The sequence below is a fragment of the Cellulosimicrobium cellulans genome (assembly GCF_024124905.1).
Lineage (GTDB): Bacteria > Actinomycetota > Actinomycetes > Actinomycetales > Cellulomonadaceae > Cellulosimicrobium > Cellulosimicrobium cellulans_G.
The window spans coordinates 303582-317031 of record NZ_JAMXST010000002.1 but is presented as its reverse complement, the minus strand read 5'-3'; the positions used below and the strand labels follow the sequence as shown (position 1 = coordinate 317031).

Annotated in this window: 10 protein-coding genes; 5 read left to right on the top strand and 5 right to left on the bottom strand. The window is 75.2% G+C overall.

Features of this window, described 5'->3' with window-relative positions:
• Positions 1–54 precede the first annotated feature (54 nt).
• Positions 55–1500: a class II fumarate hydratase gene (locus NHH00_RS06395; RefSeq protein WP_253051037.1), complete on the top strand. Its 1446-nt coding sequence runs from the start codon at positions 55–57 to the stop codon at positions 1498–1500.
• A 105-nt stretch (positions 1501–1605) separates the two neighbouring features.
• Here the strand turns inward: NHH00_RS06395 and NHH00_RS06390 are convergent, their stop codons facing one another.
• Positions 1606–2094 carry a MarR family winged helix-turn-helix transcriptional regulator gene (locus NHH00_RS06390; protein WP_253051036.1) on the bottom strand — a complete coding sequence of 163 codons (489 nt, stop codon included), beginning with the start codon at positions 2092–2094 and terminating at the stop codon, positions 1606–1608.
• Positions 2095–2169: 75 nt separating this feature from the next.
• On the opposite strand from NHH00_RS06390, the gene NHH00_RS06385 reads away from it, so the two are divergent.
• Entirely contained in the window at positions 2170–3666 is a 1497-nt protein-coding gene (locus NHH00_RS06385; protein ID WP_253051035.1) for an FUSC family protein, read from the top strand.
• A gap of 58 nt (positions 3667–3724) precedes the next feature.
• Here the strand turns inward: NHH00_RS06385 and NHH00_RS06380 are convergent, their stop codons facing one another.
• The 3 genes from NHH00_RS06380 to NHH00_RS06370 form a co-directional block, all read right to left on the bottom strand.
• Positions 3725–5092, bottom strand: coding sequence for a PhoH family protein (locus NHH00_RS06380; protein WP_253051034.1), 1368 nt, complete (start codon positions 5090–5092; stop codon positions 3725–3727).
• A 340-nt stretch (positions 5093–5432) separates the two neighbouring features.
• Positions 5433–6941 carry a DHA2 family efflux MFS transporter permease subunit gene (locus tag NHH00_RS06375; RefSeq protein WP_253051435.1) on the bottom strand — a complete coding sequence of 503 codons (1509 nt, stop codon included), beginning with the start codon at positions 6939–6941 and terminating at the stop codon, positions 5433–5435.
• A 134-nt stretch (positions 6942–7075) separates the two neighbouring features.
• Complete coding sequence (locus NHH00_RS06370) at positions 7076–7696, bottom strand: PadR family transcriptional regulator (RefSeq protein ID WP_253051033.1); 621 nt, start codon at positions 7694–7696, stop codon at positions 7076–7078.
• Between the two features lie 191 nt (positions 7697–7887).
• On the opposite strand from NHH00_RS06370, the gene NHH00_RS06365 reads away from it, so the two are divergent.
• A complete protein-coding gene (locus NHH00_RS06365; protein ID WP_253051032.1) occupies positions 7888–9354 on the top strand; it encodes an amidase in 1467 nt (488 codons plus the stop codon).
• On the top strand, positions 9321–9905 hold the full coding sequence (locus NHH00_RS06360; protein WP_253051031.1) for a DUF1697 domain-containing protein: 585 nt from the start codon (positions 9321–9323) through the stop codon (positions 9903–9905). Before NHH00_RS06365 ends, NHH00_RS06360 begins: the two co-directional genes overlap by 34 nt.
• Before the next feature lie 847 nt (positions 9906–10752).
• Here the strand turns inward: NHH00_RS06360 and NHH00_RS06355 are convergent.
• Positions 10753–11724, bottom strand: coding sequence for a YqeB family protein (locus tag NHH00_RS06355; protein WP_253051030.1), 972 nt, complete (start codon positions 11722–11724; stop codon positions 10753–10755).
• Positions 11725–11903: 179 nt separating this feature from the next.
• Here NHH00_RS06355 and nhaA point away from each other — a divergent pair, with 179 nt between their 5' ends.
• Positions 11904–13214, top strand: a complete 1311-nt coding sequence (gene nhaA, locus NHH00_RS06350; protein WP_253051029.1) for a Na+/H+ antiporter NhaA — start codon at positions 11904–11906, stop codon at positions 13212–13214.
• Positions 13215–13450 lie beyond the last annotated feature (236 nt).

Genomic DNA, 13450 nt, shown 5'->3' with positions numbered 1-13450 from the left:
GACCTCGGTCACGCGGGTTGCGGGTGCCCGCGCGCGGTGCGGCAGGATGGCCCCATGACTGCATCTCCCGAGGCCTCCGGCGGCGTCGCCGGCGAGACCGCACCGACGACCGAGTACCGCATCGAGCACGACACCATGGGCGAGGTGCGCGTCCCCGCGCAGGCTCTCTACCGCGCACAGACGCAGCGCGCCGTGGAGAACTTCCCGATCTCCGGCACCCCGCTCGAGCGCGGCCACATCGAGGCCCTCGCACGCGTGAAGAAGGCCGCGGCCCGGGCGAACGCCGAGCTCGGCGTGCTCGACGAGGACGTCGCCGCCGCCATCGTCGCCGCGGCCGACGAGGTCGCGTCGGGCGCGCACGACGCGCACTTCCCGGTGGACGTCTACCAGACCGGGTCCGGGACGTCGTCGAACATGAACACGAACGAGGTCCTCGCGACGCTCGCCACGCGCTCGCTCGGGCGCGACGTGCACCCGAACGACCACGTGAACGCCTCGCAGTCCTCCAACGACGTGTTCCCGACGTCGGTGCACGTCGCCGCGACCGCCGGGGTCGTGCGGGACCTCGTGCCCGCGCTCGGCCACCTGGCCGACGCGCTCGAGGCGAAGTCGGCGGAGTTCGCGACCGTCGTGAAGTCGGGCCGGACGCACCTCATGGACGCGACGCCCGTCACGCTCGGGCAGGAGTTCGGCGGCTACGCCGCGGCGATCCGCTACGGCGTCGAGCGGCTGGAGTCGGCGCTCCCCCGCGCCGCGGAGGTCCCGCTCGGCGGCACCGCCGTCGGCACCGGCATCAACACGCCCGCCGGGTTCCCCCAGCGCGTCATCGCGCTGCTGGTCGAGGACACGGGCCTGCCCCTCACGGAGGCCCGCGACCACTTCGAGGCGCAGTCCTCGCGCGACGGCCTCGTCGAGCTCTCGGGCGCGCTGCGCACCATCGCGGTGTCGCTCACCAAGATCTGCAACGACCTGCGCTGGATGGGCTCCGGCCCCAACACGGGCCTCGGCGAGATCTTCATCCCCGACCTCCAGCCGGGCAGCTCGATCATGCCGGGCAAGGTGAACCCGGTGGTCCCCGAGGCCGTGCTCATGGTCGCCGCGCGCGTGATCGGCAACGACGCGACCGTGGCGTGGGCCGGTGCGTCGGGCTCGTTCGAGCTCAACGTGCAGATCCCCGTCATCGCCCAGGGCGTCCTCGAGTCGATCCGCCTCCTCGCGAACGCGTCGCGCGTGCTCGCGGACAAGACCGTCGCGGGCATCACGGCGAACGTCGAGCGCGCGCTCGCGCTCGCCGAGTCCTCGCCGTCGATCGTCACGCCGCTCAACCGCGTGATCGGCTACGAGGCGGCCGCCAAGGTCGCGAAGCACTCCGTCAAGGAGGGCCTCACCGTCCGCCAGGCCGTGATCGACCTCGGCTTCGTCGAGCGCGGCGAGGTCACCGAGGCGCAGCTCGACGAGGCGCTCGACGTGCTGTCGATGACGCGCCCGCCGCAGGCCTGACCCGCCGGACCGACCGTTCCGCCCGCGAGCCGGGCGGGGTGCGCGCGCACCCCGCCCGGCTCTCGCCGTCCGGGCTCCGCAGCGGTCGAGCGCCGCGACCCGCGGTCAGTAGTCGACCGGGTCGAGGCGGCGCAGGACGACGCCGAGCAGCCGTGCGAGCTCGGCACGCTCGTCCGCGTCGAGGTCCGCGAGCGCCGCGCGCTCCCGGTCGAGCTGCTGCGGGAAGACCTCGTCGACGAGCGCGACCCCGTCCCCCGTGAGGGCGACGAGCACGCCGCGCCGGTCGCGCTCGGCGACGGTGCGCTCGACGAGCCCGGCGCGCTCGAGCCGGTCGAGGCGCTTGGTGATGGACGCACCGGGGGCGCCGGTCATCGTGGTCACCTCCCCCGCGCGCAGCGGACGCCCGGCGCGCCGCAGCGCGGCGAGCACGTCGAACTCCGCGCGCGAGACGTCGTGGCGCGCCGCCGAGCGTTCGAGCGCGCCCTCGAGGAGGCCCGCGACGCGGCGCAGCCGCGCCCCGACGGCGGAGGTCGAGGTGTCGAGGTCCGGGCGCTGCTCGGCCCACTCCGCTCGCACACGGTCCACGTAGTCCACAGGACCAGGATAGGGCGGGCATCACAGTATTTCACTGGTGAAACATTCTGGAACGACCGCTACCCTGGGACGGACATGCCTCTCCTCCCGCCTCTCCCGTCCCCCGCGGTCGCCGCGCTCGCACCCGTGCGCGCCGCGGCGCAGGACGTCCTCGACCCCGCCCACCTGCGTGCCGCCCTCCACGTGAACCCTGCCGACGCGACGCTCGCCGCCGCGCTGCGGTGCGGCGCCGCCGTCGCGCTCGCGATCGCGGTGCCGGGCCTGCTCGGCCGTCCCGACCTCGCCGCGTTCGCCTCGCTCGGCGCCCTGACCTCGCTGTACGGGCGCTACGACCCCTATCGTCGCCGCGCCGCCCTCCTCGCCACGGTGGGGGCTCTGATGACGGGGACGATCGCCCTGTTCACGCTCCTGGCCGTCGTCGGCGCGCCCCCGCTCGCGACGACCGCGGCCGTCGCGGCGCTCGCTGCGAGCGCGACGGCGTTCTGCCTCCTCGTCCGCACCGGCCCCCCGGGCGCGACGATCGTCGTCTTCGCCGCCGGAGCGGGCCTCGCGGGATCCCCGGATCTCGGCGACCTCGTTCCCCGCGTGCTCGCCGGCGCGTCCGGCGCGCTCCTCGCGTGGCTCGTCTGCATGGCCGGTGCGCTCGTACGGCCCACAGCGCCCGCGCATCTCGCCGTCCGGCGCGCCGCCGACGCCGTCACGGTCGCCGCGCGAGAGGCCCCGCCCGGGGCGGGCACGTCGGCGGCCGTCGCACGGCAGGCCTCACGCGGGGCGGGCGCGTCGGCGGCCGTCGCGCGGGAGGCCTCTCACGGTCGGGACGCCGCCCCCGGCGCGCGGCCGACCGACGCCGCGCCCCCCGTGCCGAGCCGGCACGCCGCCCGCGCGGCACGGCTCGCGGTCGCCCGGGCGCGCGACGTGCTCGCCGACGACGCGTCGTGGCGTCTGCCCCGGGGCGCCGTCCCGGCTCTCGCCCGCGAGCTCGACGAGATCGAGCGGGCGCTCGACGCCCTGGGCGTCCCGCGGGACGACACCGCGGCACCCGTCCGTACCTCGCTCACCGCCCAGGCGCGGTCCCGCGTCCGAGGCCCGTGGCGGCTCGCGACGGCGCGCGTCGGGATCTCCGGGCTCGTCGCCGGCGGTGTCGCCGCGGGCGCCGGCCTCGGGCACGCCGCCTGGGCGACCATGGGCTCGACCGCCGTCCTCCAGGGCGAGTCGGCGCGCCACGCCGTCGTGCGGGCGCTCCAGCGCGGGGCCGGCACCGTCGCGGGCGCGCTGCTCGCGTGGCCGCTGCTCGCCGCGCCGCTCGGGTTCTGGGGGACGGCCGCGGTCGTCGTGGTGCTCCAGACCGTGACCGAGACGATCGTGGGACGCCACTACGGTCTCGCGATGCTCACCATCACGCCCATGGCGCTCCTCATGACGTCGCTCGCACACCCGGCCGACCCGGCCGGGCTCGCGCTCGACCGCGCTCTGGACACGGTCCTGGGCGCCGCCGTCGGAGTCCTCGCGGTGGTCCTCGTCCACCCGCGCACCCGCCCCCGCGCGAGAGAGAACCCCGGTACCGCGAGGTAGAGCTCCGGTACCGCGAGGTAGAGGCCCGGTCATGACCAGGCCTCTACCTCGCGGCGGGTCAGACCTCGATCGACTCGAGCATCTCCGTGACCAGGGCGGCGACGGGCGAGCGCTCGGAGCGCGTGAGCGTCACGTGCGCGAACAGCGGGTGGCCCTTGAGCGCCTCGATGACCGCGGCGACGCCGTCGTGCCGTCCGACGCGCAGGTTGTCGCGCTGCGCGACGTCGTGCGTGAGGACGACGCGCGACGACTGCCCGATGCGCGAGAGCACGGTGAGGAGCACGTTGCGCTCGAGCGACTGGGCCTCGTCGACGATGACGAACGCGTCGTGGAGCGAGCGCCCGCGGATGTGCGTGAGCGGGAGCACCTCGAGCATCTCGCGGTCGATCACCTCGTCGAGCACCTGGGGCGAGACGAGCGCGCCGAGCGTGTCGTAGACGGCCTGCGCCCACGGGTTCATCTTCTCGGCCTCGGAGCCGGGGAGGTAGCCGAGCTCCTGGCCGCCCACCGCGTAGAGCGGGCGGAACACCATGACCTTGCGGTGCTGCCGGCGCTCCATCACCGCCTCGAGACCCGCGCACAGCGCGAGCGCCGACTTGCCCGTCCCCGCCCGGCCACCGAGCGACACGATCCCGACGGACTCGTCGAGGAGCAGGTCGATCGCGACGCGCTGCTCGGCCGAGCGGCCGTGCAGCCCGAAGAGCTCGCGGTCCCCGCGCACGAGCTGCACGTGCTTGTCGGCGGTGACGCGCCCGAGCGCGGACCCGCGCGGGGAGTGCACGACGAGCCCCGTGTGGCAGTGCAGCGGCCCGGCGGCCTCGACGACCTCCGGGTCGAGGCTCGTGAGCTCGACGGACTCGTGCTCCCAGAGCGACGCCGCCTCGGCATCCGTGAAGGAGATCTCCCCCATGCCCGTCCAGCCCGAGTCCACGGCGAGCTCGTGGCGGTACTCCTCCGCGCGCAGCCCGACCGCCGACGCCTTGACCCGCATCGGCAGGTCCTTGGACACGACCGTCACGTCGTGCCCCTCCGCCGCGAGGTTCGCGGCGACGGACAGGATGCGCGTGTCGTTGTCGCCCAGCCGGAAGCCGGCGGGGAGGACGTCCGGGTCGGTGTGGTTGAGCTCGACGCGCAGGGTCCCGCCCACGTCGCCGACCGGGATCGGGGCGTCGAGACGGCCGTGCCTGACGCGCAGGTCGTCGAGCATGCGCAGCGCGCTGCGGGCGAAGTACCCCAGCTCCGCGTGGTGGCGCTTCGCCTCCAGCTCGGTGATGACGACGACCGGGAGGACGACGTCGTGCTCGGCGAACCGCCCGATCGCGCGGGGGTCGCTCAGCAGGACCGAGGTGTCGACGACGAACGTGCGACGCGCGTCGTCTCGCGCGTCGTCCTGCGGGGTGGGGGTGGTGGGTGAGGTGCGGACCACGAGGGCTCCCCTCCGGCGCGCGGGCGCCGTTCTCTCTCTGGGCGAGGCAGGCGACCGGCCGTCGGGCCGTGGGTGCCACGGCTCAGCAGCGCCGGTGCCGGCCCTCCTGAGCGGAGCGTGAACCCCATCGGCTGGCCTCCCGGAGGACGGCGGTGGTGCCGTCCGTCCCCTCGAAACTACGCCCGTGTGATTCGGCTCACCACCCCCGACACACCTCCGGGGCAAGGTTTAACCCTCCGTTCACGGGATCGTCCGGGTGCGTGCTCCGCGAGATCGGCCCGTGCGTCCGAGATCGACCCTCGGAGGGCCGATCTCGCGACGCACGGGCCGATCTCGCGGGTCAGTGCTCGACGTGCTTCGGCGCCATCGCGATCGCGCACACGAAGCCGAGGACCAGGACCGCGGCCGTGACCGCGAGCGTCTGCCCGACGGCGGTCGCGAACCCCTGGTGGAAGGCGGCGGTGGCGGTGGCGGTCACCTGGCGCGCGACGTCGTCGGGCACCCCGGGCGGGAGGTCGAACGACCCGCCCGCGCCGCCCTGCAGGGATCCGTCGTTCGCGAACCCGTCGACGAACTGCTGGCGGAACTGCTCGGGGAGGGAGGCCGCCGCGTCCTGCGCGGCGGCAGGGAGGGTGACGGCGAGGCGCGCGGTGAGCGTCGCGACGATCGCCGCCGAGCCGATGACGCCGCCCACCTGGCGCGTGGTGTTGAACGCGCCCGCCCCGGCGCCCGCGGTGCGGTGGTCGAGGCCCGACGTCGCGAGGTTGGCGAGCGGCGAGAACACGCAGCCGGTACCGATGCCGAACAGCGTCATCGGGAGCACGATCGTCGCGACCGACACCCCCGGCCCGACGACGGCGGCGAGCCACCCGATCGCGACCGCGAGGACGCCGAACCCGGTCGCCACGACCCACTTGGCGGGCACCTTGTCCGACAGGCGACCGGCGAGCGGGGCCACGATCCCGGAGACGAGCGACCCGGGCAGGTTGACGAGGGCGGCGTGCAGCGGCGAGAGCCCGAGGATGGACTGCAGGAAGATCGTCAGCGGGAAGAAGCTCCCGATCATCGCGAACGAGACGGACATGCCCGCGACGTTCGCGAGCGAGAAGTTGCGGGAGCGGAAGAGCTTGAGGGGCAGCAGCGCGCCGTCGCCGAGGTGGCGCTGCCACAGGACGAAGCCCACGAGCACGAGCAGCCCGGCACCGATGACGCCCCAGACCGTGATCGGCCCGGTGATGGTGCCCCAGTCGTACGTCTCGCCCTCCTGGAGGCCGAAGACGACCGCGAACAGGCCGACGACCGAGAGCACGACGCCGAGGACGTCGAACGAGCGCTTGTTCGTCGCGAGGCGCGGCAGGCGCGTGAGCGCGAACCACAGCGCGACGACGCCGACCGGCACGTTGACGAAGAAGATCCACTCCCAGCCCCACGACTCGACGAACACGCCGCCGAGCAGCGGTCCGGCGATCGTCGCGACGCCGGCGGTCGCGCCCCACAGGCCCATGGCCGCACCGCGCTGCCGCGGCGGGAAGACGCGCGTGATCATCGCCATGGTCTGCGGCGTCATGAGCGCCGCGCCGACGCCCTGGACCACGCGCGCGGCGATGAGCATGCCGATCGAGCCCGAGAGTCCGCACCACGCGGACGCGAGCGTGAAGACCGCGAGCCCGACGACGAACACGGGCTTGGGGCCGTAGCGGTCCCCGAGCCGCCCGGCGAGCAGGAGCAGCACGGCGTAGGAGAGCAGGTAGGCGCTGTTCACCCAGCCGACCGCGACGAGCGACGCGTCGAGCTCGGTCTGGAGCGTCGGGACGGCGATGTTCACGATCGTGGTGTCGACCATGATCATGAAGAAGCCGAGGATGAGCGGCGGCAGGATGCTCCAGGCGCTGCGGCCGTGGAGGTCGACGAGGGGCACGACGCGCGAGCCGGCGTCGGCGGGCGCCGGGGCCGTGCTCGGGCTGCTGCCCGGGGCGGGAGTGGTCACGAGGTCTCCTGAGGTGAGGTCGTGCGGGGGAAGCGGAACGTGGGCGCGGGCTGGTCGGTCCAGCTCAGCGCGCCCGACTCGAGGTCGGCGACCGTCGCGTCGAGCCACGCGATCTCGGCCGCGACCTGGTGGAGCTGGAACGACGCGTCGAGCAGGTAGCGCCGGGGCAGCCCGCGCGCGACGACGCCGTCGAGGTGCTCGCGCACCCCGTCCGTCGCGGCCGCGAGCGCTGCCCGGCGCTCCCGCAGGAGGGCGAGGGCGTCGTCGAGCGGGAGGTCGTGCACGAGCGCGAGCCCCACCGGGAACGCCGGGTACTCGGGCGGCGTCTCGCGGACGAGGTCGCGCGTGCGGTCGTGGTGCGCGGCGACGCCCGCGTCGGTGATGGCGTAGACGGTGCGCTCGGGCCGGTTGCCGTCGCGGTCGACGCCCGCGCGCTCGACGAGGCCGTCGCGCTCGAGCCGGTCGACCGCGTGGTAGACGGCGCCCGGGTTGAGCCGGACGAGCCGGTCGTCGCGCCGCTTGCGCAGGCGCACGAGCATCTCGTACGGGTGCATGGGCTGGTCGAGCAGCACGGCGAGCACGAGGGTCGCCGTCGGGCTGAGGCGCGGTGCGGGCACGGTCGTCTCCGGGACGGGTAGCACGGGGGGGGTTCGCAGGCGGGGCTGCGTGCGTCGTGCGTCGCGCGACGTCGGCCCCGGGCCAAGAAGTCCGTAAGGAATATTCCGCATGGAATATACGCCTCGACGCGGCGGCGTGTCGACCCGGGACGGTTCGCGCAGTCGTGACCCGCCGCGTAGGTTCACGACACATGAGCGTCCTCGACCTGCTCGACCTCGACGCGACCGCCCTCGCCCACGCGCTCCGGACCGGCGACGCGTCCCCCACCGAGGTGCTCGACGCGACGCTCGACGCCGCCGCGGGCGTCGGCGCGGAGGTCGGCGCCTTCACCGTGCTCACCCCGGACCTCGCGCGCACGCAGGCGCTCGCCGCGGAGTCCGCGCTCGTCGCGGCACGCCGCGCGGGCGCGCCCGTCGCCGGGTCCGCGGAGCCGGGCGCGCTGCCGCCGTTCCTCGGCGTCCCGTGCCCGGTCAAGGACCTCACCATGGTGGAGGGCGTGCCTCTCCGCGCCGGGTCGGCCGCGATCGACCCGTTCCCGGCGCCTCATGACGACGGCGTGGCGACCCTCCTGCGCGCCGCGGGCACCGTCATGGTCGGCAAGACGACCACTCCCGAGCTCGGGCTCCCCTGCTACACCGAGCCCGACGTCGGGCCCACGGCCCGCACGCCGTGGGACCTCGCGCGGTCCGCGGGCGGGTCGAGCGGCGGCGCCGCGGCCGCGGTCGCGGCACGCGTCGTCGCCGTCGCGCACGGGAGCGACGGCGGCGGATCGCTGCGCATCCCCGCCAGCGCGTGCGGGCTAGTCGGGCTCAAGCCGTCGCGCGGGCTCGTGAGCCCCGGGCCGTACGGGGTCGACGGCGCGGGGCTCGCCACGCACGGCGTCCTCACCCGGTCCGTCCGCGACGCCGCGGCGTTCCTCGACGTGCTCGCGCGCCCGTGGCCGGGCGACACCTTCACGGCGCGCCTCGCGGCCGCGCCCGGCGCGCGGCGGCTCCGGGTCGGGCTCCTGCTCGACCCCGTGATCGCCGCCGACGCCCCCGTGCACCCGGCGTGCGCCGACGCCGCCCGCGCGACCGCGGCGCTCCTCGCCGGGCTCGGGCACGACGTCGTCGAGATCCCCCCGCCGTTCGGCCCCGAGCGCTGGGACGCGTTCGCCGCCCTGTGGTCGGTCGGCGCGCTCCAGGCCCCCGTCCCGCCGGACCGCGAGCACCTGCTCGTCCCGCTCACGCGGTGGCTCCGCGAGCGCGGGCGAGGCGTGAGCGGGCTCGCGTACGCGACCGCGCTCGCCGGGGTGCAGCAGCTCACCCGGGAGGTCGCCGCCGCCTGGGCCGGGGTCGACGTCGTGCTCTCCCCCACGCTCGCTCAGCCACCCGCGCTCGTCGGCAGCCAGCGGATGGACGACGACCCGGCCGCCGACTTCGCCGCGCAGACCGCGTTCACCCCCTGGACGAGCGTGTGGAACCTCACCGGCCGGCCCGCGATCTCGCTCCCGCTCGGCGAGGCACGCGTGACCGACCCCGACGGGTCCACGGCGACGGTCCCCGTGGGCGTGATGCTCGGCGCCGACCACGGCGACGACGCGCTCCTCCTCGACCTCGCCGCCCACCTCGAGGAGGCCGCGCCGTGGTCCCACCGACGACCGGGGGCGTCGTCGTGACCGCCTACGTCGCGCTGCTGTTCGCCGTGAACGTGGGCGGGCGCAAGGTCCCGTCCACCGCGCTGCGCGAGCTCGCGGGCGAGCTCGGGTTCGCGCACGCCCGCACGGTCGTCAACAGCGGCAACCTCGTCGTCGCGCCCGGGACCTCCGGCGCGTCCCGGCCCGACGACGTCGCGCGTCTCCTCCACGACGCCGTCGCCGAACGCTTCGGCGTCGATGCCGCCGTCGCCGTGCTCACGACCGAGCGGCTCCGCAAGATCGTCCGCGGCAACCCCCTCCCCGACGACGCGGAGGAACGCCCCGCCGCGCTCCTCGTCCTCGTGGGCGAGACACCGGTCGACCCGGACGGCGCGACCACGATCCAGGCCCGGGGCGGGACCGAGCGAGCCGTCGTCGCGAACGGCGTCCTCTACGTCGCCTACCCCGACGGGATCGGCCGCTCGAAGCTCACGACGTCGGTCCTGACCAAGGCCGCCGGGACCCCGGTGACGGGCCGCAACTGGAACACCCTGACCCGCCTCCTCGCCCTCGCCGAGGACACCCCCACCTGACCGCTCCCGCCGAGGTAGAGCCGTGGTCGGCCGAGGTAGAGCCATGGTCACGCGAGGTAGAGCCATGGTCACGCGAGGTAGAGCCATGGTCACGCGAGGTAGAGCTGTGGTCCGCCGAGGTGGGCATGGTCGGGTCTCAGACGCGCAGGGCTGGGTCCGCGGTGGGGGTGGGCTCGGTGCTCGGGGCTGCGGCGCCGTCACCCTGGTCTGTCGGGCGTGGGTTCTAGGAGCGCCGCTCTGACGCCCCTTCGCATCCGAGCCCACCCCCACCGCTCGGCCGTCGGCTCACCCTGGCTCGGCGACCGGCCGACCAGGCGGCCCTGGCAGCCCGACCAGGCGACCTTGGCTCGTCCGGCACCGATGACGGGCCGAGACGACCTGCTCGGCGTGGCGTCGTGCGGCCCGGGCGACCTCGCGACGGCACGGGGCGACGTCGCGAGGAACAGGTCGAGTCGCGACCCACGACCCACGACCCTGACCTGCGGCTGCGGCCGCGGCTGCAGCCGCAGCCGCAGCCGCGAGGCGCGCGACGGGCGGAGGTGTGCGGTGCCACGCGGCAAGCGGACGCAGCAACGGGAACGTGTCGGCGAGACCGGCACCGCGGGCGGTCGCCCGGGTGAGGGACGACCAGGGTGAGTCGGAGTCGGGCGGGGTGGGTGGTGGTGCCGCGTCGTGGCGGGCCTGGCGGGAGCCGCGAGGAACGAGCGGCGGATGGTAGACGCGGCACCACCACCCACCCCGACCACCCAAGGTGACCAGACCGCCGTCGGGCAGGACCACGGCTCTACCTCGCGCTACCAGGGCTCTACCTCGCGCGACCAGGGCTCTACCTCGCGCTGCCACGGCCCTACCTCGCGCTGCCGGAGCTCTCGCTCACGGGACCAGGGTCCTCTCTCGGGGCGGTGGCTCGGCGCCAGTGCTGGATCTTGTCGACGTCGCGCACGACGACGTCGAGGCGAGCGAGCTCGCGGCGCAGGTCGGCGGCGTCGGACGTCTTGTCGGCCTGGAGCATCGCCGCGCGGGCGCGCAGGACGGCGTCGGCGCTCGGCGGGAGCTCGGGGTCGCCGGGGACCCAGCGCCGGAACTCCTGTGCCCACGGGTCGCCGTCGTGCCACGGCCAGCCGTGCGCACGGAACGCGGCGGCGAGACGGGCCGTCGCGAGCTCCGTGCGGACGTGAAGCAGCTCGACGACCGGTGTCTCGTGATCCTCCCGGTTGCCGGTGCCGGTGCCGTCGCCGGCACCGCGGGGCGAGAGACGTACCGCGGTGGACGCGCGACGGTCGGTGGCGCTCGGCGCCCGACGGCCGAGCACGACGAGGTCCTTGCGGTCGACGAGCACGGCGGTGACGCGGTCCCGGTCGAGCGTGACGCGCTCGTCGCGCAGGGCCACCGTCGCGTGCTCGGCGTCGAGCGTCAGGACCGCGATGTCGCGCACCGCGTGCGCGGCGAACACGAGCCCGGCACCGGCCCCGAGGACGAGGCAGATCGCGACGCCGAGGGTCCCCCGCTCGCCGAGGAGCTCGTCGATGACGCGCGCGAGACCCTGGAACGGCGCCCACGGCAGCCCCGCCATCCATCCGGCGAGGTGGAGCGCCCCGTACGCGAGCAGCGCCCCGAGGACCGGCGACCCGCCCCACAGGAGCCGGCGGTCGAGCGCCGTGGGCCCGACGACCGTCGGCGCGTCCGACGACGCCGTCCGGTCCGGGGACGGGATCGGGGTCGGGGCAGGTGCCGGGGTCAGGGCGGAGTCGGTGAGCTCTGCGGGGGTGGGCTCTGCCGGGGTGGGGTCGGGCGCGGGGCGAGGGACGGCGTCGGGCACCCGCCGATCCTCACGTGCGCTGGCCGCACGCGACGTCGCCCGGGAGGATGATCGCGAGCCGGGCACGTCGGCCGCGCGGGGTATGCCCCGTAGAATCGAGGACGGTGTGCCGGGAAGTCTGGTCGGCCACGGTGTCGCGTCCGCGGGCCGTGCGACGCGACAGCGACCCCGGGAGCACGATGACCCACGCCACCCCGCCCTCCGGCACCCACCCCACCGACCGCCCGTCGACCCGCGTGCGCCTCCGCCGGTGGGTGAGCCGGGAGACGACGGGCGGCGCGCTGCTCATCGGCGCGGCGCTGCTCGCGCTGCTGTGGGCGAACTCCCCGTGGCGGGACGCGTACACGACCCTCTCGGAGACGGTCGTCGGGCCGGCCTCGATCGGCTCCCTGCCCCTGCACCTCGATCTGAGCCTCGAGACCTGGGCGGCCGACGGCCTGCTCGCGATCTTCTTCTTCGTCGTGGGCGTCGAGCTCAAGCAGGAGTTCGTGGCGGGCAGCCTGCGGAGCCCGCGCCAGGCCGGGGTCCCGATGCTGGCCGCGGTCGGCGGCATGGCGGTGCCGGCGGTGATCTTCACGGCGGTCGTGCTGCTCGCGGGCGACGACGGCGCGCTGCACGGCTGGGCGATCCCGACGGCGACGGACATCGCGTTCGCGCTCGGCGTGCTCGCCGTCTTCGGGCGCGGCCTGCCCGCTGCGATCCGCACGTTCCTGCTGACGCTCGCGGTGGTGGACGACCTCCTCGCGATCGTCGTCATCGCGGTCTTCTACACGGCCGACCTGCGCATCGGGTTCCTCGGTCTCGCGCTCGTCGCGGTCGCGCTGTTCGCCGTGCTGGTCCGGGCGTGGCGCACGCGCTGGTGGCTCCTCGTTCCCGTCGCGGTGGTCGCGTGGGTGCTGGTCCACGAGTCCGGCGTGCACGCGACGATCGCGGGCGTCCTGCTCGGCTTCACCGTCCCGGCGCTCGTGATGCACGGCGAGACCGAGTCGCGCACGCACCGGTTCGAGCACGCCCTGCGCCCGTTCTCCCAGGGGATCGCCCTGCCCGTGTTCGCGTTCTTCGCCGCGGGCGTGACGTTCGTCGGGGGCGGGGGCGACGTCCTCGGCCAGCCGGTCGTCCTCGCGATCGTGCTCGGCCTCGTGCTGGGCAAGCTCGTGGGCGTGCTCGGGGTGACGGCGCTCGTCACGCGGTTCACCCCGCTGCGCCTGGCGCCCGGCATCGGGGTGCGCGACCTGCTGCCCGTCGGCCTGCTGGGCGGGATCGGGTTCACGGTGTCGCTCCTCATCGCAGAGCTGTCGTTCCCGGACTCGACGCACACCGACGCGGCGAAGATCGCCGTCCTCGCCGCGTCGACGATCGCCGCCGCCCTCGCGGCGGTCGCGCTGCGCTGGGACGCCCGGCGCGCTCGCACGAACGACATGAACCTCGACGACCTCCCGGACGACGTCGTCGACCACATCGGCGACGAGAAGGACCGCCTCGAGCACTGACGCGACCCGTCGCGGTTCGCCGAGCCCGGTTCCCGGGCCACCCCGGGCCGCCGAACCCGGGGTTGTGGGCGAGAGAGCGGCCCAGCTCGCCCGTATCCCCGGGTTCGGCACCTGGAGGTCCCGCTCAGCAGGTCGGTGCGGCCGGGTGCGACCTCACGCAGCGTCGTGTCCGTCGCGTCATCGGATGTCGGGCTCCTTCGTCGACGCCGTGGCCGGATCGTGACCGCCGCGGGTTG

Bases quoted from the DNA above. Each gene is read 5' to 3' on its own strand.
- NHH00_RS06375 (WP_253051435.1), bottom strand. From the start codon at position 6,941: ATGATCATGGTCGACACCACGATCGTGAACATCGCCGTCCCGACGCTC.
- NHH00_RS06365 (WP_253051032.1), top strand. From the start codon at position 7,888: ATGAGCGTCCTCGACCTGCTCGACCTCGACGCGACCGCCCTCGCCCAC.
- NHH00_RS06385 (WP_253051035.1), top strand. From the start codon at position 2,170: ATGCCTCTCCTCCCGCCTCTCCCGTCCCCCGCGGTCGCCGCGCTCGCA.
- nhaA (WP_253051029.1), top strand. From the start codon at position 11,904: ATGACCCACGCCACCCCGCCCTCCGGCACCCACCCCACCGACCGCCCG.
- NHH00_RS06395 (WP_253051037.1), top strand. From the start codon at position 55: ATGACTGCATCTCCCGAGGCCTCCGGCGGCGTCGCCGGCGAGACCGCA.